The following is a 17,739-nucleotide window of genomic DNA, read 5'->3' as shown; positions in this document are numbered from 1 at the left end:
CCACCCCCGACCGCCCCGCCCCCACCCCTCATGGCCGCACCAGCTCCCGCAGGTCCTCGAAGCGCCGGTCTCCGATGCCCCGTACCTCGCGGAGTTGATCCACCGAGCGGAAGCCGCCGTTCTCGGTGCGGTAGGCGATGATCGCCGCGGCGAGGACGGGGCCGACGCCGGGCAGCGTCTCCAGTTGTTCGGCCGTGGCGGTGCCCAGGCTGAGGGGACCGGCCGCCGCGCCCCCGGCCGCGCCCTGCCCCGGTGCCCCGGGGGCCGGCCCCGCGCCCGGCGCCGGGTCCACCCCCACCGCCACCTGCTCCCCGTCGGTCAGCAGCCGCGCCCTGTTGAGCCCCGAGGTGTCCGTACCGGGACGCACCCCGCCCGCCGCCTCCAGCGCGTCCTCCACCCGGGAACCGGCGGGCAGCCGGTGCACCCCGGGCCGTGCCACCTTCCCGCTCACATCGACCACGAGCGGACCCGCGCTCGGCGAAGGCGGTGCCCCTGCCGGCGGAGAGGGCAGGCCCGTCGCCGCAGGCCCACCGGCCGCCCCCGGGACCTCCGTGGCCCCCTGCGCGACGGCCTCGGGCACCCGCACGGGCTCCGGACGCCCCGTCCAGAAGTGCTGCGCGGCCCACACCACCGCCACGAGGACGACGACCACCAGCGCGGCGACGCTGCGCCACTCCATCCCGCACCGCGCCCGCAGCAGCACCGGCACCCCGCCCCAGCCCCGCCGGGCGGCCGACCGCCGCCGCCCGGCAGCCCTGCCCGGCCGCGCCGCTTCCCCGGCGGGCGCGCGCTCACGGAGTACGCCGGTCTCAACCGACGCGGGGGGCCGCTCCTCGGCGCCGGAGGGCGCCCCTTCCGGCGGGCGCGCCGGCTCGCCCTCTCGTCCCGTGCCGTGTTCCGCCGCACCGGCGCCCGCGTCGGTCACCCCGCCCCGAGCGCCCAGTTCCCCGGCCCCCGTGCCCCACCACGGATGCCCCACGATCCGCCGCTCGTCGTCCCACGCGTGTGCCTCCGTCGCCGCGTCGGGCGACGCTCCCGCCGGCTGCTCCCCGGCGCTCCCGCCCGCCCCCAAAAGGGCCTCGGCACGCGCTCGCACCGCGTCGCCCGTGGCCTCCCCGGCGCGCTCGCCGCCTCTGCCTTGACCATCCCTGACACCCACCCCGAAGAACGAAGATCCCGACACCATGCGGCGACCGTAGACAAGGCCGCCCAGAGAAGTGGATCTTGGTTATTTTCCGGGGAAAAGCCCGCGCTTGTGGATAACTCCGTCACCCACAGGGGGCACTCGAACCCCCTTTGGACCCCTCAGGAACGACGGGCACCACCACGGCCACCACGGCCGGCGTCCCTACCGGGGCGAGACCACGACCCCCACCAGCCCGGGTCCGGTGTGGGCCCCGATCACCGCGCCGACCTCGCTGACGTACAGCTCGCCGCTCGTGCCGAGACGTTCCGCCAGCCGGTCCGCGAGCGCCGTGGCCTTCTCCTCGGCCGCCAGGTGGTGGACGGCCAGATCGACCGGGCCCGCCTGCGCCACCTGCTCGGCGACCAGTTCCTCCAGCCGGGCCAGCGCCTTCCCCGAGGTCCGCACCTTCTCCTTCAACTGAATCGAGCCGTCAGCCAGCTCCAGGATCGGCTTGACGGCGAGGGCCGAGCCGAGCAGGGCCTGGGCGGCGCCGATCCGGCCGCCCCGCCGCAGGTGTTCGAGGGTATCGACGCAGAACAGCGCCGTACTGCCGGCGGCGCGGGCGCGTACCGCCGCCACCGCCTCGTCGGCGCTCGCGCCCTTCGCGGTCGCCTCGGCGGCGGCCAGCGCGCAGAAGCCGAGCGCCATCGCGACCATCCCGGTGTCGACCACCCGGACCGGCACCGGCGCCTCCCGCGCGGCGAGGACGGCCGCGTCGTACGTACCGGACAGCTCGGCGGAGAGGTGGAGCGAGACGATCTCGTCGGCCCCTTCGGCGGCGAGCGCCGCGTAGGTGCGGGCGAACTGCTCGGGGGCGGGCCGGGAGGTGGTCACCGGCAGCCGTTTGCGCATCGCCTGCTCCAGCGCGCGGGCGGAGATCTCGGTGCCCTCCTCCAGTGCCTCGTCGCCGAGGACGACGGTCAGCGGGACGGAGGTGATCCGATGCCGCTCCGACTCCCGGTGGGGCAGGTAGGCCGTGGAATCGGTGACGATCGCGACATGGCGGGACATGGCCTGGAGGTTACCCGCCGCGGGCGTGCCCCGGCAGCCCGGGACCGCCGCCGCAAGATCATCTCCACCTCGGCCACGGAACCCGCACAGGCTCTCGTACCCCCAGCTCAGCGGCGAACCGGAAGGCTCCTCACCGCTCCCGCTCGGCGTCCCGCTGCCCCTGGCGCTCCCACGGGTAGGGCGTGTGCGGGGTGGCCGGGTCGATCGCGGTGGGGGTCGGGCCCGGGTGGGCGCCGGAGCCCTCCGGCCAGGTCTGCACGGGTGTGCCGCCCTCGGTGCGCTCCGGCTCGGGCCAGGGCTCGGGCTTCTGGTGGGCGGCGGGGGCCGGTTCGCTGGTCCAGTGGCGCAGGGCGCCGGACTCGACGCGGATCTGCTCGGCCAGCTCGCCGAGGTCGTCCTCGCTGTCGTGGTGGGCGCGGTCGCGCAGGGCCGAGCGGAGCGAGGTGGCGGCCTCGGTGATCTGCTCGGTACGGCGGCGCAGGTCGGGCAGCCGGTGTCCGATCTCGCCCCGGTCCGGGTCCTGTTCGAGGCGGCGGAGTTCGTCGTCGAGCTGGTGGCCGTGTCCGCTGAGCCGGTCGAAGAGCGCGGCCGTCTCCTTCAGGGAGGCGTCCTCGGCGCGCCGCGCGGCCAGGGCGTCCTGGGTGGCGCGCATCGAGGTGCGCAGCGTGAGCCGGAGCTGGGCCACCTCGCCCGCCGGGCCGGTGCGGCCGAAGGTGCGGGCGCGCAGGGCGGTGTCCTCGTAGGAGCGGCGGGCCTGGTTGATGGTGCGGTCGACGCCGCGCTTGGCGGCCTTGACCGCCTTCACCGAGGCGTAGACCGCGACGACGACCAGCAGAAGGAAGATCAGCGCCATGATGGTGATGGCCGTCTCCATGGGGTGGGTCCTCCAGTGGACGCGCGGGCCGGACTACGGGGTCGCGCGGCCTGCCGTCCGCTCCGGCCGCCCCCTCCCACCGTAAACGCAAACGGCCCCCCGGCGGTTCCTCGGCGACCCCCAACCTGCCCGTAAGGGAGATCCCCGGGGCGGGGAACGGGGAACGGGGAACGCCGGAGCCCGGCCCCTCCCGCGTCGGGAAGGGCCGGGCTTCGGGGTGCCGGTCAGGCCGGGACGATGTTGACCAGCTTGGGGGCGCGAACGATGACCTTGCGGACACCGGCGCCGCCCAGCGCGGCCTGGACCCGCTCGTCGGCGAGGGCGGCCTGCTCCAGGTCGGCCTCGGAGACCGAGGGCGAGACCTCCAGGCGGGCCTTGACCTTGCCCTTGACCTGGACGACGCAGGTGACCGTCTCGTCGACCAGGTACGCGGGGTCGGCGACCGGCAGCTCCTGGTGGACGACGGAGTCCTGGTGGCCCAGGCGCCGCCACAGCTCCTCGGCGATGTGCGGGGCCAGCGGCGCGATCAGCAGCACCAGCGTCTCCGCCACCGGGCGCGGCACCGGCCGGTCGGCCTTGGTCAGGAAGTTGTTCAGCTCCGTGACCTTGGCGATGGCGGTGTTGAAGCGCAGCGCCGCCATGTCCTGGGTGACGCCGTCGACCGCCTTGTTGAGCGCCCGCAGCGTGTCGGTGTCGACCTCTCCCTCAGGGACGTCCACCACCGACACCTCGCCGGTCGCCTCGTCGACGACGTTGCGCCACAGCCGCTGCAGCAGCCGGTACTGGCCGACCACGGCGCGGGTGTCCCACGGCCGGGAGACGTCCAGCGGGCCCATCGCCATCTCGTACAGCCGCAGCGTGTCGGCGCCGTACTCGGCGCAGATCTCGTCCGGGGTGACGGCGTTCTTCAGGGACTTGCCCATCTTGCCCAGCAGCCGGGAGACCTGCTCGCCCTGGTACCAGAAGGTGCCGTCGCGCTCCTCGACCTCGGCGGCCGGGACGGGGATGCCCCGGCTGTCGCGGTAGACGTACGCCTGGATCATGCCCTGGTTGTAGAGCTTGTGGAACGGCTCGGACGAGGAGATGTACCCCAGGTCGAAGAGGACCTTGGACCAGAAGCGCGCGTACAGCAGGTGCAGCACGGCGTGCTCGGAGCCGCCGATGTACAGGTCGACACCGCCGCCGGGCATGCCCTCGCGCGGCCCCATCCAGTACTTCTCGATCTCGGGGTCGACCAGCCGCCGGTCGTTGTGCGGGTCCAGGTAGCGCAGCTCGTACCAGCAGGAACCGGCCCAGTTGGGCATGGTGTTGGTCTCGCGGCGGTACTTCTTCGGGCCGTCGCCCAGGTCCAGGGTGACGTTGACCCAGTCCTCGTTGCGGGAGAGCGGGGTCTCCGGCTGGGTGTCGGCGTCGTCCGGGTCGAAGGTGCGCGGGCTGTAGTCGTCGACCTCGGGCAGCTCCAGCGGCAGCATCGACTCGGGCAGCGCGTGGGCGACGCCGTCCTCGTCGTAGACGATCGGGAAGGGCTCGCCCCAGTACCGCTGGCGGCTGAACAGCCAGTCGCGCAGGCGGAAGTTGACGGTGCCCTCGCCGATGCCGCGCTCCCGCAGCCAGCCGGTGATGCGGGCCTTGGCGGTGGCGACGTCCAGCCCGTCCAGGCTGACCTCGGCGTTGGCGGAGGCCATCAGCTGCGCGTCGTACGCGTTGAAGGCGTCGTCCCAGGTCAGCGGGTCGGTCGAGCGGCCGTCGGTGGGCTCGACGACGCAGCGGATCGGCAGGTCGAAGGCGCGGGCGAAGGCGAAGTCGCGGCTGTCGTGGGCCGGGACGGCCATGATCGCGCCGGTGCCGTACCCCATCAGGACGTAGTCGGCGATGAAGACCGGGACGTGCTCGCCGCTGACCGGGTTGACCGCGTAGGCGCCGGTGAAGACGCCGGTCTTCTCCTTGGCGTCGGCCTGCCGCTCCACGTCGGACTTGCCGGCGGCGAAGGCGCGGTACTTCTCCACGGCCTCGGCCGGGGTGGCGTGGCCCCCGGTCCAGCTCTCGCGGGTGCCGTCGGGCCAGGCGGCCGGGACGATCTCGTCGACCAGCTCGTGCTCGGGCGCCAGCACCATGTAGGTGGCGCCGAACAGGGTGTCCTGGCGGGTGGTGAAGACGGTGACGGCCTTGCCGGTGTGCTCCCCGTCGAAGGGGAAGTCGACGCGGGCGCCCTCGGAGCGGCCGATCCAGTTCCGCTGCTGGAGCTTGATCGCCTCGGGCCAGTCCAGCCCGTCCAGGTCGTCCAGCAGGCGGTCGGCGTAGGCGGTGATGCGCATGTTCCACTGGCGCAGCTTCGCCTTGAAGACGGGGAAGTTGCCGCGCTCGGAGCGGCCCTCGGAGGTGACCTCCTCGTTGGCCAGCACGGTGCCCAGGCCCGGAGCCCAGTTGACCGGCGCGTCGGAGGCGTAGGCCAGCCGGTACCGGCCCAGCACCTCGGCGCGCTCGCGGGCGTCCAGCTCGGCCCAGTCGCGGCCCTCGACGGCGACCCGGTCACCGTTGGCGAACTGGGCGATCAGCTCCTCGATGGGGCGGGCGCGGCCGGCCTCCTCGTCGTACCAGGAGTTGAAGATCTTCAGGAAGATCCACTGCGTCCACTTGTAGTACTCGGGGTCGATCGTGGCGAACGAGCGGCGGTTGTCGTGGCCCAGGCCCAGGCGGCGCAGCTGGCTGCGCATGTTGGCCATGTTGGCCTCGGTGGAGGTGCGCGGGTGCGTGCCGGTCTGCACGGCGTACTGCTCGGCGGGCAGGCCGAAGGCGTCGAAGCCCAGGGTGTGCAGGACGTTGTGGCCGGTCATCCGCTGGAAGCGGGCGTAGACGTCGGTCGCGATGTAGCCGAGCGGGTGGCCGACGTGCAGGCCCGCACCGGAGGGGTACGGGAACATGTCCATGATGAACTTCTTGGGGCGGGCCACCAGCTCCGGGTCCCCGGCCAGCTCACCGGTGGGGTTCGGCGCCTCGTAGGTCCCCTCGGCGTCCCAGAAGTCCTGCCAGCGAGGCTCGATCTCGGCGGCCATCGCCGCCGTGTAGCGGTGCGGCGCGGTGGCGCCCTCCGCGGGGGACGCGGCGGAATTCGTCTCGCTCATGATCCTCAAGCTCCATCGGTCGTCTCTGCTCACGCTTCCGGCGGGGCGGGACCCCGGGGCTCCGCCCGGCGGCCGTGCCCCGGAACCGGAGCCGCCGCCCAATGAAAAAACCCCTCGCACAGGAGGGGGTGGCCGCGCTGGTTCCGGCCCCTTCATCGGGGGTCCGGCTCTTGATCAGCGCGGCTCGGTAAGCAGAAGGCGTACAGCACGCATGGCGTCAGGGTACCGCAGCGGTCACCGGGCCCGCACGGCTCGCGGGACGGGGAGGGGCATACGAAGAAGCGGGCCACCCTGTCCGGGTGGCCCGCTTCACACTTCGGTGGATGAGAGTCCGTTTCCGGATCTCTCTCCTGTGGAGCTAAGGAGAATTGAACTCCTGACCTCCTGCATGCCATGCAGGCGCTCTACCAACTGAGCTATAGCCCCTTGCTGCTGTCTTTCCGGTTCCCCCGGCGACATCGACAACATTAGCGGGCCCCCGGGGTTTCCACCAAATCCGTTCCCGGCCGCGCTCGCCCCCTCTCCCGGAGGGTCCCCGACGGGTAGCCTCGCCGAGCGTGACTGCCGCCTCGCTCTCCCGCCTCCGGCGCACCTTCCCGGTCCGGGCCACCGCGCTCTGCCTGCTCTCCTTCGCCGCGTTCTGGGTGGCCCAGCGACTGGCGGGCGTCACGATGGTGGACCTGATGGTCTACCGCGCGGAGGGCCGGGCGGTCCTCGACGGCGCCGACCTGTACGCGCTGCGGGCCACCGAGAACGACCTGCCGGCCACCTATCCCCCGCTCGCCGCGCTGCTGTTCACCCCGCTCCCGCTGCTGGGCACCGGACTGATGCGCACCCTGGCCACCGCGGGCAACCTCCTGCTCCTCCTCGCGCTGGCCCTGCTGACACTCCGCCTGGTCACCGGCGGCCGCCGGCTCCCCCGCCCCCTGGCCTGGCTCGGCGCCCCCGCGCTGGCCGCCGTCGCGGTCTGGTCGGAGCCGGTCTGGACGACCCTGCGGTACGGGCAGATCAACCTGCTGGTGACGGTCCTGGTGCTGTGGGACATGCGGTACCTGCCGGGCGCAGGGCCCGCGCGGGGGCGCCGCTGGGCGGGGGCGGGGATCGGCCTGGCGGCCGCCGTGAAGCTGACGCCCGGACTGTTCATCGCCTTCCTGCTGCTGGCCGGGGTGGTCGCGGCGGTGCGCGGGGGTGCGGCCCGGCCGTGGCTGGCCCTGGCGCGGAACGCCGTCTGCTGGTTCCTTACGGCCACCGCGCTGGCGGCGGCCGCACTGCCGCGCGACTCCTGGCAGTTCTGGTCCGGCACCTTCCTCGCGGCGGACCGTGCGGGCCATCCCGAGCAGACCGCCAACCAGTCGCTGCGCGGCCTGCTCGCCCGCCTGCTGCACACCGCCGACCCGGGCCTGTGGTGGTTGGCGGCGGCGCTGCTGACCGGAGCGGCCGGGCTCGCCGTGGCGGTCCTCGCCGGGCTGCGCTACCGGCCCGCCTGGGCGGCGACCGCGTGCGGGATGACGGCGCTGCTGGTCAGCCCGGTCTCCTGGTCGCACCACTGGGTCTGGTCCGTCCCCGCGGCGGTCCTGGTCCTGGACGAGGCGGTACGCGCCGGGGGCCGGTGGCGCCGGGCGGGCGCGGCCGTGCTGACCGGCCTCTTCTTCACGTACGCCCTGTGGTGGGTGCCGCACGGTCCCGAGCGGCCCGAACTCCACCAGGGACCGGCCGAGTTCGCGCTCTCCTCGCTCTACCCGCTGGCCGCGCTCGGCTTCCTCGTCGTGGCGTGGCGGGTGGCTCTGCGCTCCGGGGCGAAGGAGGAGGCCGGGGCGGTGCCGCCGGCCGGGCAGGTGCCGGAGCAGCGGGAGCCGGCGGCGGCCGAGCGGGGCCGGGCGGGGCGTCAGGCCGTGGCGAAGGAGTAGAAGCGCTTGAGGGTGCAGTGCTCGTCGAGGAGCCGCCCGTAGATGGGCTCGCCCTCCAGCTCGCGGTAGGTCTCGATGGGGTCGCCTTTTATGATCAGCGCCCTGGCGCACTCCTCGCACCAGTACTGGTAGCGCGGGTTGACCGGCTCCATGTCGCGGACGATGGGCGTGCCACCGCGGCACCAGTCGCACTTCCTCCTGTGCGCGCCCATCGCTCAGCCCCCGTCGTTCGCAGCGGCGGTACGGGCCACGCGGGTCCTCGTGAGCTGGTCCGGCACCTGGCCGAGCAGGTGGTCCGCCTTCTCGGCGATGCGCGCAGGCATCCCTCTCCCTCCCGTCGGGCCGCGTCCCCCTTCCGGCCGTCCGATTCTGCCACGGAGAAGGCCGCCGGTCAGCGGCGCGAAGGTACCGGAAAGGTCTCCGGAACAGCGACCGGACAGACGAAAGATCCCACCCCCCGTGGGGGATGGGATCTTCCGGACTGTGGAGCTAAGGAGAATTGAACTCCTGACCTCCTGCATGCCATGCAGGCGCTCTACCAACTGAGCTATAGCCCCTGGTGTTCTTCCCGCTCACGCGGTGCGAACAAGAAGAACTCTAGCCCGTGACCAGCCGGAAAGTGAAATCCGGGTCCGGGGCCCCGCACGGGTGTCGGGCGGCTGTCAGTCGTCGTCGCCGAGGACCGGCTCCGGCAGGGTGCCGGCGTTGTGCTCCATGAGCCGCCAGCCGCGCGCACCCTCGCCCAGGATCGACCAGCAGCAGTTGCTGAGGCCGCCGAGGCTCTCCCAGTGGCGGGAGTCGAGGCCGAGCAGGCGCCCGATGGTGGTGCGGATGGTGCCGCCGTGCGAGGCGACGACCAGCGTGCCGTTCTCCGGCAGCTTCTCGGCGTGCGCGAGGACCACCGGGGCGGCCCGGTCGGCGACCTCGGTCTCCAGTTCGCCGCCACCGCGCCGGACCGGCTCGCCGCGCTTCCACGCCGCGTACTGCTCGCCGTGGGCGGCGATGATCTCCTCGTGGGTCAGCCCCTGCCAGTCCCCCGCGTACGTCTCGCGCAGCGCGGGGTCGTGGTGGACCTCCAGGCCGGTGAGGGCGGAGAGCTCGGCGGCGGTGTCCCGCGCCCGCTGGAGGTCGGAGGCGATGATCGCGTCCGGTTCCAGGGAGGCGAGGAGCCGCGCGGCCCGGCGGGCCTGGCCGCGGCCGGCCTCGGTCAGGTCGATGTCCGTGGTGCCCTGGAAGCGGCGTTCCAGGTTCCACGAGGTCTGGCCGTGCCGCCACAGGATGAGGCGACGGCCCTGCCGCGGGCTGTTCACATCGCCTCACCGGCCTCGTCGGCCTGCTGCTGGGCGTGGGCCTCGCCCTTGCCGCGGGTCGCCTTGGCGTCCTCGGGCAGCTCGATCTCGGGGCAGTCCTTCCACAGGCGCTCCAGCGCGTAGAAGACGCGCTCCTCGCTGTGCTGGACGTGGACGACGATGTCGACGTAGTCGAGGAGGATCCAGCGCGCGTCGCGGTCGCCCTCGCGGCGGACGGGCTTGGCGCCGAGCTGCTTGTTCAGCCGCTCCTCGATCTCGTCCACGATGGACTTGACCTGGCGGTCGTTGGGGGCCGACGCGAGGAGGAAGGCGTCGGTGATCGACAGCACATCGCTCACGTCGTAGGCGATGATGTCGTGGGCGAGCTTGTCGGCCGCCGCCTGGGCGGCAACGGTGATCAGCTCGGTGGAACGGTCGGTCGCAGTCACTGCGGGGCTTTCGGTAGGCGGACGGGAACCCCCGGTGGGGGCTGTCCCCAGGGTCTCACGGACGGCGCGCCCGGCCGCCGGGAGTTTCGGCCGGGCCGGTGAGGCGCCGCAGCGCCCCCGGCCCGGCCGCCGCTCACTCGCCCGGCTGGTAGTCCCCGCCGAGCACCACCGAGACGTCGACGTTCCCCGGTGTGCTGCCCTGGGTGACGGCGCTGTCCGGCAGCCCCAGGGTGCGGGCCACCTCGACGGCCTCCGCCTTGTCGCCCGCCTTCTCGTACGTCACCGAGGAGGTGGCCCGCGCGGTGTCGCCGCTGCCCCGGCCGACGTAGGCGTAGCCGCCGTTGACCAGCGAGGCCCGGGCCTTCTCGGCGCGGCCCTGGGCGCCGGTGGCGTCCTGGAGGCCGACGCGGGTGGCGTCGCCCTGGGCGCCCTCGCTCACCGAGCCGCCGAGGATCTGCTTGACGATCTTGTCGGTAGCCTCCTGGGCGGGACGCCCGTCCTGGCCGACCGGGAGCAGTTCGGTGGTGTGGTCGCCGCCCTTGGCGCGGTCGGCGAGCCGGGCGAGGAAGGCGCCGAGGTCCTTCTCGTTCAGCGAGGGGTCGAGGATCTGGGCCAGCGTCTCGACGGTCACCGTGGCCGCCTGCGGGTCCGAGGAGAGCTTGCGCAGGACGGCCTGGAAGACCTGGCCGAACCGCTGGAGCTGGGCGGTCTGCGGCTCGCCCTTGGCCTGGTACGTGGCGTAGGCGACGGCCGCGGGCCCGCCGAGGGTGCGGTCGGCGCCCTTGGTGACGAGCGGGGAGTCGCCCTTCTTGGGCGCGGGGACGGTGGCGTCGGCGTCCAGCTCGATGTTGCCGACCAGTTCGACGAGGTTGTTGAGGTACGGGGTGTCGAGCCGCCAGGTTCCCTCGACGCTGGTCCCGAGCAGCTGGTCGACGGCCTCCCGGGTGCCGGTGGAGCCGTCGTCGTCCACGGAGTCGGCGAGGGTGGTGGCGTTGCCGTCCTCGCCGGTCAGGGAGAGGGAGTTGGGGAGCAGCACGGTGGCGCCGCGCTCGCTGGTGGTGTTGTCGACCAGGAGCAGGGTGGAGGTCTTCTCGGTGCGGGTGTCGTGCAGGTGGACCATGACGACGTCGCGCTTCTGGGGTCCGGCCGTGTCCGCCGCGCCGCCGGAGGAGGCCGGGGAGGAGGTGCCGGGGAGCTTGCCCGCGTACCAGAGGTAGCCGACGCCGCCGGCCAGGACCAGGGCCAGAACGACGACCAGCGCGATCATCCGGCTGCGGCCGCGCCGCTTGGCCTCCTCGCGGCGTTCGGTGCGGCTCTCCGTGAAGGCGAGCCAGTCGATGACGTCCTCGGACTCCTCGTCCGGCTCCTCGATGAAGGAGAACTGCTCCGTCTTGTAGTCCGGCGCACCGCCCTCGTCCGGGCCGCCGTACCCCTGGTCCTCGTACCCCTGGTCCCCGTACCCCTCGGGCCCGTCGCCGTCCTGGCGCGTCTGCTGCTGGGGCACGCGCGGCTGCTGGCCCGTACCGGGACCGCCCTGGCCGTACGGGTCGTACCCCTGCTGCTCGTACCCGTACCCCTGCTGCTGCCCCGCGTACGGATCGGCCGGCACCGGCGGCTGCTGACCCGTGCCCGGACCGCCCTGGCCGTACGGGTCGTACCCCTGCTGCTCGTACCCGTACCCCTGCTGCTGACCGGCGTACGGATCGGCCGGCACCGGCGGCTGCTGACCCGTGCCGGGGCCGCCCTGGCCGTACGGGTCGTAGCCGTAGCCCTGCTGCTGTCCGGCGTAGGGGTCGTGGCCCTGCGGGGGCTGCTGGGGGATGGGACGGCCGTACTCGTCGTAGCTCACGGGGCCGTACTGCTCGGACGCGTACTCCCCGCCGTACGGGTCGGACGCGTGTCGTCGGTCGTTCACCGGTGCCCCTCTCGGCTCAGTCGCCGCGGTACAGCTCGCGCTTGTCGATGTAACGCACCACGCCGTCGGGCACCAGGTACCAGACGGGATTTCCCTCGGCGACCCGGGCGCGGCAGTCCGTGGAGGAGATGGCCAGCGCCGGGACCTCGACCAGGGAGACCCGGCCTTCGGGCAGCCCGGGGTTGGCCAGGGTGTGGCCGGGCCGGGTGACGCCGATGAAGTGGGCGAGGGAGAAGAGTTCGTCCGTGTGGCGCCAGGTGAGGATCTGCCCGAGCGCGTCGGCGCCGGTGATGAAGAACAGGTCCGTCTCGGCGTTGAGCACGGCGAGGTCGCGCAGGGTGTCCGTGGTGTAGGTGGGCCCGCCGCGGTCGATGTCGATGCGGCTGACGGAGAACTGCGGGTTCTCGGCGGTCGCGATGACCGTCATCAGATAGCGGTCCTCGGCCGGGGTGACCTCTTTGTGGCTCTTCTGCCAGGGCTCACCGGTCGGGACGAAGACCACCTCGTCGAGGTGGAACTGCGCGGCGACCTCACTGGCGGCGACGAGGTGGCCGTGGTGGATCGGGTCGAACGTGCCGCCCATGACGCCCAGGCGCCTGCGCGGACGCTCGGGTGCCGCCGCGGCGGCCGGGCCCGTAGGCATGTCCTGCTCTCCCATGCGAGCAGAGCCTACTGGCCCGGCGGACCCGCTCCGGACACCCCCTGGCGGGGGACGGCCCTCTGCGGGGCTGGTCAGCGCCGCGTGGTGGTGGGGCGGGGTGCTCAGCGGTCGCGGTTGAAACGCGTGGTGATCCAGAGCAGCAGGAGCAGCACGACGAGCGCACCGCCGCCGGTGAGGTACGGGTTGAGGCTTTCGTGCCCGCCGTGCTCGCCGCCCTCGGAAGCGAGGGTGACCAGCTGGGCAGCGGTGCTGTGGAGGCTCATCGTCGGCAGGACCTATCCGGTGGTGGGGCGGGCGGGTGATCTGCCGACATCGTATGCGGGGGCGTGCGGGAGGCCCACGCCGACTCGGGTGTTCGGGTGCCGGGGGCGCGGTGGAGGGGTGCGGCGCGCGGGTCAGCCGTTGTTGCGGTAACCGCGCAGCAGGAACCAGGCGAGGAGGACGGCGCCGACGACCGAGACGACGATGAAGATCCGGAAGGCGATGCCGTTGGCCGGCGGCTGGTCCGCCGCGAGCAGCAGGGCGAGGTGGGCGGCGTGGTCCATGGGGGGCTCCTTGCGTGCGGTGCCGTCCCACTCTAGGCCCGCCGCCCCGGCCGCCCCGGGGCGGCCCGCCCGCGCCGTGCGGCAGGCAACCAACGCGCCCGGCTCACGGTCCTGTTCACCGGGCGGCCGTAGGCTGGCCCCATCGCGGCCAGCGCGCACCGTCCCCGGGGGACGGCCGGTACGAGGCGAGGCGGAGGAGTCGGATGACCGACCAGGACAGGGACGGCACGTACGGGACCGAGAAGCAGCCGGCGCGCAGCCGGCGCCGCTTCCCGGGGATCTCCTCGCGGGCGTACGAGCATCCCGCGGACCGCTCGGCGCTGGTGGCGCTGCGCAAGCTCAGCGGGTTCGACACGGTCTTCAAGGCGCTCAGCGGGCTGCTGCCCGAGCGGAGCCTGAGGCTGCTCTTCCTCTCGGACTCGGTGCGGGTCTCGGACGCGCAATTCCCCCACCTGCACACGATGCTGCTGGACGCCTGCTACATCCTGGACCTGGAGAAGGTCCCGCCGATGTACGTCACGCAGAACCCGGTCCCCAACGCCATGTGCGTCGGCCTGGACGAGCCGATCATCGTGGTCACCACGGGGCTGGTGGAGCTGCTGGACGAGGAGGAGATGCGGGCGGTCGTCGGCCACGAGGTGGGCCACGCCCTCTCCGGCCACTCCGTCTACCGCACGGTGCTCCTCTTCCTGACCAGCCTGGCCGTGAAGGTCGCCTGGATCCCGCTGGGGAACGTCGCGATCATGGCGATCGTGACGGCGCTGCGCGAGTGGTTCCGCAAGTCGGAGCTGTCCGCGGACCGGGCCGGGCTGCTGGTCGGGCAGGACCTCTCGGCCTCGATGCGCGGCCTGATGAAGATGGCGGGCGGCAACCACCTGCACGAGATGAACACCGACGCGTTCCTCGCCCAGGCCGAGGAGTACGAGGCCGGGGGCGACCTGCGCGACTCGGTGCTGAAGATCCTCAACGTGCTGCCGCGCACCCACCCCTTCACCACGGTCAGGGCGGCCGAGCTGAAGCGGTGGTCCGAGAGCCGCGACCACCAGCGCCTGATGGACGGCCACTACCCGCGACGCGACGAGGACAAGGACACCAAGGTCGGCGAGTCCTTCCGGCAGTCGGCCTCCGGCTACGCCGAGGAGGTCAGGACCAGCAAGGACCCGCTGATGAAGCTGGTCACGGACCTGGCCGACGGCGCCGGCGACCTCGGCGGCAGGCTCCGCGACCGCTTCACGGGCGGCACCCGGCCGAACGGGAACCCGGAGGCGGGGGCGGAGGGCCCGTCCGACGGGGGCGGGCGCAGCTGAGCGGGGCGTCCGCCCCCCCCGGCACCGGTGCCGGGCTGCGGGTCACCGGGGTCGTCGACTGGGTGGAGACCTCCTGGGGCCCGGCCGATCTGGACGTGGCCCACTGCTCGACCGCGCTCGCCCTGCTGCACGGGGTCCTGGCGGGCATGCGGTTCGCGGACCGCTACGTCGCGGCCGGGGGAACCGTGGACGAGGACGACGCCGCCCATCTGCACTGGCGGCTGCTGGACGCGCTCGGCCATGCCCCGGACGCGGAGAAGGTGGCGGTTCCCTGGCGGTGGCTGGGCCGGTCCGACCTGACGCCCGAGGTGCTCACCCGGAGGCTGGAGGAGTACCTGGCGGCCCTCTTCGACCGGTACGGCTGACTCAGCGCACCGCTCCCGGGTCGCCCGCGGTCGCGCTCGGCCCGGCCCCGCCCGAGGCGTCGGCGCGCCGCCCCGCTCCCCCGCTCCCGGCGGGCCGGGGTTCCGCGAGGGTGCCGCAGACGGCTCCGCCGCTCTCGCGGGCGTACGGGTCGGTGGCGGGCGGGCGGCCGGCGGGGGCCTTCTCGCCGGCGAGGAGGGGGCGGAGGTGGGCGGAGGCGGCGGTGCCGCACGCCAGGGGGCCGGCCTCGGTGCGGGAGTTGAGGAGTTCGAGCTGGCGGGCCCTGAGGGCGTCGCGGTCGAAGCTGAGGCGCAGGGCGCGGCGGACCACCATCAGCGAGGGGTCGCCCTCCGGGTCGGCGGCGGGCCGGACCGCGTAGACGAAGGTGTGGTCGGTGGTGATCTCCAGGGTGCCGGGGCCGGTCTCGGCGTAGTCGAGGACGCCCTGGACGCGGATGTCGGGGACGGCGAGCACGGCGTGGGCGGGGTCCAGGCGGACCAGCCAGCCCGTGGCGGCGTGCAGGCCGTCGGCAGCCGGGCGGCGCAGGGCGGCGTCGAACTGGTCGGCCTGGGCCGGGTCGACCAGGAGGCGGACGGCGCGCTCCTCCCGCCCGGCGAGGACCTCCGGCGAGAGCGAGGAGTGGACCAGGTACTCCTTGGCGGTGCTGAGGGCGGCGATCACCTGCCCCTCGTCGAAGTGCGGGGTGGCGTGCGCGCCGGGCAGGTTGATCCCGGCGGCCCCGGTGGCGTACTGGGCGGCGGGGGTGGCGTCGAAGGGCCGGTCCGGGTCGGCGGGGCGGACCGCCTGCGCGGGGGCGAGCGGGACCAGGCTCATCCGGGCGGGCCGGGGCGGCGGTCCTGACTGGGTCTGGCCGGGCGGGCTGATGCCGAGGTAGACGGCGACCAGGAAGGCGACGGTGAGCAGGGCGGCCAGCACCAGTACCTGCCGGGTCAGGCGGGGGCCGGTGCGCTCGGCGGCGAGGGGCGGGCGGTCGCGGACGGCGGGGGCGTGCTCGGCCGCGCCGCGTTCGCTGGCCGAGTACTCCTGGATCGAGGCGGCGCGGACGAACGAGTCGTCGAAGACGTACCCGTAGTCGTCGTCACTGCCGGACGGGCCGTCCCCGGGGTTGTCGGGGGGTCCGTCGGGCGGCTGCCCGGGCCTGTTCATATCTTCAGGTTGGGTCGTGCGGGCCGCCGGTAAACGCCCCCGTTGGGGCGCGCGTCGGCGCGGCCGCCCGCCTCACGGGTCCAGGGGTGCCGCCGATGCCGCCGGACGGGTGAACCCGGCGTCCGCGGTGGGGTCGGCGCCGGTGGTGGCGGGCGGCGGGGTGGAGCGGTCGCCGGAGGCGGCGGAGCCCCGGTAGACGGCGCTGAAGGCGAGCGCGATCATGCCGACGCCCATCAGCAGGGCGAGGAGCCAGGCGATGGGCCGGTGCCAGCTGACCCGGGTGGGGTGCAGCGCGGCGTCGTCGGCCTCGCTCGGGTCGTAGTCCTCGTTCACCGCCGGGTCGGGGCCGAAGGGCTGGGCGGCCTCGTAGTAGGCGTCACGGGTCCTGGTGCGGGCGCGGCGCGCCTCGGCCTCCGCCCGGGCGTGGGCGGCGGCGACCAGCCGCTCCACGGCACTGGCTTCGTGGAACTCGGCGGCCCTGATGAAGTCCTCGTCGAAGACCACGGAGGCGAACGCGTCGTCCGCGCCTCCGCGGTCGTGGTCGTCGTCGGGCTGTCGGCCGTCCGGAAACGGCGAGCCCCCCACGTCCTCCGGCACGGGACCAGAGTAGACCTGGGGGGCGTTTTTGGGCAGACCGTGGGGCAAGTCAGGGCATCAGCGGATGTGCCCGTCCCCGGTGAGGATGTACTTGGTGCTGGTCAGCTCCGGAAGCCCCATCGGGCCCCGCGCGTGCAGCTTCTGCGTGGAGATGCCGATCTCGGCGCCGAAGCCGAATTCGCCCCCGTCGGTGAAGCGGGTGGAGGCGTTCACGGCGACGGTGGTCGAATCCACCCTCTGGGTGAACCGGCGGGCCGCCGCCTGCGAGGTGGTGACGATCGCCTCGGTGTGGCCGGAGCTCCAGCGGCGGATGTGGGCGACGGCGTCGTCGAGGCTGTCGACCACGGCGGCGGCCAGGTCGTAGGAGAGGTACTCGGTCGCCCAGTCCTCGTCGGTGGCCTCGACCACGGTGGCCTTGGAGTCCTCGGCCAGCTCCCGCACCCGCGCGTCCCCGTGCACGGTGACCTGCGCCTCGGCGAGGGCGTCGAGGGCGCGGGGCAGGAAGGCGGCGGCGATCTCGCGGTGGACCAGGACGGTCTCGGCGCTGTTGCAGACGCTGGGGCGCTGGGCCTTGGAGTTGACCAGGATGTCGACGGCGGTGTCGAGGTCGGCCTCGGCGTCGACGTAGACGTGGCAGTTGCCGGTGCCGGTCTCGATGACCGGAACGGTGGACTCCTCGACGGTGCGGCGGATCAGGGCGGCGCCGCCGCGCGGGATCAGCACGTCGACCAGGCCGCGGGCGCGCATCAGCTCGCGGACCGACTCGTGGGTGTCGCCGGGGACCAGCTGCACGGCGTCGGCGGGCAGCCCGGCGGCGGCCACGGCGTCGCGCAGGACGGCGACGAGGGCGGTGTTGGACTCCTTGGCGGAGGAGGAGCCGCGCAGCAGGACGGCGTTGCCGGACTTGAGGCAGAGGGCGGCGGCGTCGACGGTGACGTTGGGCCGGGCCTCGTAGATGATGCCGACCACGCCGAGCGGGACGCGGACCTGGCGCAGGTCGATGCCGTTCGGCAGGGTCGAGCCGCGCACCACCTCGCCGACCGGGTCGGGCAGGGTGACGATGTGGCGCACGTCGGCCGCGATGGCGCGGACCCGGTCGGCGGTGAGGGTGAGGCGGTCCACCACGGAGGCGGCGGTGCCGGCCTCCTCCGCGCGCCGGACGTCGCCCGCGTTGGCGGCGACGATCTCCTCGCTCCGCGCCTGAAGCGCATCGGCGACGGCGCGCAGGGCGTCGTCCTTGACCGCACGCGGCAGCGCGGCGAGGTCGGCGGCGGCTTCCTGGGCGCGGCGCCCCGCGAGGGTGACGGGGCTGGTGGCGTCATACGTCGTCATGGCCGCGAGCCTAC

General features: G+C 73.7%; 16 protein-coding genes, 2 tRNA genes and 1 pseudogene. 3 read left to right on the top strand and 16 right to left on the bottom strand.

From position 1 onward, the window contains the following. Positions 1-28 precede the first annotated feature (28 nt). The 5 genes from IF45_RS34460 to IF45_RS0125690 form a co-directional block, all read right to left on the bottom strand. Positions 29-679 (bottom strand): ComEA family DNA-binding protein, encoded by a 651-nt coding sequence (locus IF45_RS34460; RefSeq protein WP_030309831.1) that lies wholly within the window; start codon positions 677-679, stop codon positions 29-31. A 669-nt stretch (positions 680-1,348) separates the two neighbouring features. Continuing rightward, entirely contained in the window at positions 1,349-2,197 is an 849-nt protein-coding gene (locus IF45_RS0125705; protein WP_030309830.1) for a DegV family protein, read from the bottom strand. Between the two features lie 130 nt (positions 2,198-2,327). Further along, on the bottom strand, positions 2,328-3,071 hold the full coding sequence (locus IF45_RS0125700) for a hypothetical protein (RefSeq protein ID WP_003948007.1): 744 nt from the start codon (positions 3,069-3,071) through the stop codon (positions 2,328-2,330). A gap of 224 nt (positions 3,072-3,295) precedes the next feature. Beyond that, the gene (gene leuS / locus IF45_RS0125695; RefSeq protein ID WP_030309828.1) at positions 3,296-6,193 is read right to left on the bottom strand and encodes a leucine--tRNA ligase; all 2,898 of its coding nucleotides are present in this window, start codon (positions 6,191-6,193) and stop codon (positions 3,296-3,298) included. Positions 6,194-6,546: 353 nt separating this feature from the next. Further along, positions 6,547-6,619 (bottom strand) — tRNA-Ala (locus IF45_RS0125690). Positions 6,620-6,750: 131 nt separating this feature from the next. Here IF45_RS0125690 and IF45_RS0125685 point away from each other — a divergent pair. Further along, positions 6,751-8,100, top strand: a complete 1,350-nt coding sequence (locus tag IF45_RS0125685; RefSeq protein ID WP_030309827.1) for a glycosyltransferase 87 family protein — start codon at positions 6,751-6,753, stop codon at positions 8,098-8,100. Here IF45_RS0125685 and IF45_RS0125680 read toward each other — a convergent pair. From IF45_RS0125680 to IF45_RS33450, 8 genes are all read right to left on the bottom strand, one after another. Then, positions 8,079-8,312 (bottom strand): hypothetical protein, encoded by a 234-nt coding sequence (locus IF45_RS0125680; RefSeq protein ID WP_003948010.1) that lies wholly within the window; start codon positions 8,310-8,312, stop codon positions 8,079-8,081. The two genes, IF45_RS0125685 and IF45_RS0125680, sit on opposite strands and share 22 nt — an antisense overlap. A 272-nt stretch (positions 8,313-8,584) precedes the next feature. Continuing rightward, positions 8,585-8,657, bottom strand: a tRNA-Ala gene (locus IF45_RS0125670). A 105-nt stretch (positions 8,658-8,762) separates the two neighbouring features. Further along, positions 8,763-9,410, bottom strand: coding sequence for a histidine phosphatase family protein (locus tag IF45_RS0125665; RefSeq protein ID WP_003948012.1), 648 nt, complete (start codon positions 9,408-9,410; stop codon positions 8,763-8,765). Next, entirely contained in the window at positions 9,407-9,838 is a 432-nt protein-coding gene (gene rsfS, locus IF45_RS0125660; RefSeq protein WP_003948013.1) for a ribosome silencing factor, read from the bottom strand. The genes IF45_RS0125665 and rsfS overlap by 4 nt, the downstream gene beginning before the upstream one ends. Before the next feature lie 133 nt (positions 9,839-9,971). Further along, positions 9,972-11,753 carry a LytR C-terminal domain-containing protein gene (locus IF45_RS0125655; RefSeq protein ID WP_030309825.1) on the bottom strand — a complete coding sequence of 594 codons (1,782 nt, stop codon included), beginning with the start codon at positions 11,751-11,753 and terminating at the stop codon, positions 9,972-9,974. Positions 11,754-11,769: 16 nt separating this feature from the next. Beyond that, on the bottom strand, positions 11,770-12,411 hold the full coding sequence (gene nadD, locus IF45_RS0125650) for a nicotinate-nucleotide adenylyltransferase (RefSeq protein ID WP_003948015.1): 642 nt from the start codon (positions 12,409-12,411) through the stop codon (positions 11,770-11,772). A gap of 104 nt (positions 12,412-12,515) precedes the next feature. Further along, positions 12,516-12,677, bottom strand: a complete 162-nt coding sequence (locus IF45_RS33455) for a hypothetical protein (protein WP_003948016.1) — start codon at positions 12,675-12,677, stop codon at positions 12,516-12,518. A 132-nt stretch (positions 12,678-12,809) separates the two neighbouring features. Next, positions 12,810-12,959, bottom strand: a complete 150-nt coding sequence (locus IF45_RS33450; protein WP_008407996.1) for a hypothetical protein — start codon at positions 12,957-12,959, stop codon at positions 12,810-12,812. Positions 12,960-13,162: 203 nt separating this feature from the next. On the opposite strand from IF45_RS33450, the gene IF45_RS0125635 reads away from it, so the two are divergent. Continuing rightward, positions 13,163-14,266: a M48 family metallopeptidase gene (locus tag IF45_RS0125635; protein ID WP_030309822.1), complete on the top strand. Its 1,104-nt coding sequence runs from the start codon at positions 13,163-13,165 to the stop codon at positions 14,264-14,266. Between the two features lie 20 nt (positions 14,267-14,286). Then, a pseudogene (locus IF45_RS0125630) lies at positions 14,287-14,631 on the top strand (aminoglycoside phosphotransferase family protein); the annotation flags it as partial. Between the two features lies 1 nt (position 14,632). On the opposite strand, the gene IF45_RS0125625 reads toward IF45_RS0125630, so the two are convergent. The 3 genes from IF45_RS0125625 to IF45_RS0125615 all read right to left on the bottom strand — a co-directional run bounded on the left by IF45_RS0125625 (position 14,633) and on the right by IF45_RS0125615 (position 17,725). Then, on the bottom strand, positions 14,633-15,796 hold the full coding sequence (locus IF45_RS0125625; protein ID WP_030309817.1) for an SCO2583 family membrane protein: 1,164 nt from the start codon (positions 15,794-15,796) through the stop codon (positions 14,633-14,635). A 72-nt stretch (positions 15,797-15,868) separates the two neighbouring features. Continuing rightward, entirely contained in the window at positions 15,869-16,393 is a 525-nt protein-coding gene (locus IF45_RS0125620) for an SCO2584 family spore wall biosynthesis protein (RefSeq protein WP_008408007.1), read from the bottom strand. Between the two features lie 57 nt (positions 16,394-16,450). Continuing rightward, positions 16,451-17,725, bottom strand: coding sequence for a glutamate-5-semialdehyde dehydrogenase (locus IF45_RS0125615; protein ID WP_003948021.1), 1,275 nt, complete (start codon positions 17,723-17,725; stop codon positions 16,451-16,453). Positions 17,726-17,739 lie beyond the last annotated feature (14 nt).

The sequence above is a fragment of the Streptomyces albidoflavus genome, assembly GCF_000719955.1.
In the GTDB taxonomy this organism is placed as follows: domain Bacteria; phylum Actinomycetota; class Actinomycetes; order Streptomycetales; family Streptomycetaceae; genus Streptomyces; species Streptomyces albidoflavus.
Note: the sequence above shows the minus strand (reverse complement) of the source record. Positions and strands in the feature narration are given on the sequence as shown.

What these genes read in the sequence shown, in the direction of transcription:
- leuS (WP_030309828.1), bottom strand. Translation starts at nt 6,193, where the DNA reads ATGAGCGAGACGAATTCCGCCGCGTCCCCCGCGGAGGGCGCCACCGCG.
- nadD (WP_003948015.1), bottom strand. Translation starts at nt 12,411, where the DNA reads ATGGGAGAGCAGGACATGCCTACGGGCCCGGCCGCCGCGGCGGCACCC.
- IF45_RS0125700 (WP_003948007.1), bottom strand. Translation starts at nt 3,071, where the DNA reads ATGGAGACGGCCATCACCATCATGGCGCTGATCTTCCTTCTGCTGGTC.
- IF45_RS0125635 (WP_030309822.1), top strand. Translation starts at nt 13,163, where the DNA reads ATGACCGACCAGGACAGGGACGGCACGTACGGGACCGAGAAGCAGCCG.
- IF45_RS33450 (WP_008407996.1), bottom strand. Translation starts at nt 12,959, where the DNA reads ATGGACCACGCCGCCCACCTCGCCCTGCTGCTCGCGGCGGACCAGCCG.
- IF45_RS0125615 (WP_003948021.1), bottom strand. Translation starts at nt 17,725, where the DNA reads ATGACGACGTATGACGCCACCAGCCCCGTCACCCTCGCGGGGCGCCGC.
- IF45_RS0125705 (WP_030309830.1), bottom strand. Translation starts at nt 2,197, where the DNA reads ATGTCCCGCCATGTCGCGATCGTCACCGATTCCACGGCCTACCTGCCC.
- IF45_RS0125680 (WP_003948010.1), bottom strand. Translation starts at nt 8,312, where the DNA reads ATGGGCGCGCACAGGAGGAAGTGCGACTGGTGCCGCGGTGGCACGCCC.
- IF45_RS0125625 (WP_030309817.1), bottom strand. Translation starts at nt 15,796, where the DNA reads ATGAACAGGCCCGGGCAGCCGCCCGACGGACCCCCCGACAACCCCGGG.
- IF45_RS33455 (WP_003948016.1), bottom strand. Translation starts at nt 12,677, where the DNA reads ATGAGCCTCCACAGCACCGCTGCCCAGCTGGTCACCCTCGCTTCCGAG.
- IF45_RS34460 (WP_030309831.1), bottom strand. Translation starts at nt 679, where the DNA reads ATGGAGTGGCGCAGCGTCGCCGCGCTGGTGGTCGTCGTCCTCGTGGCG.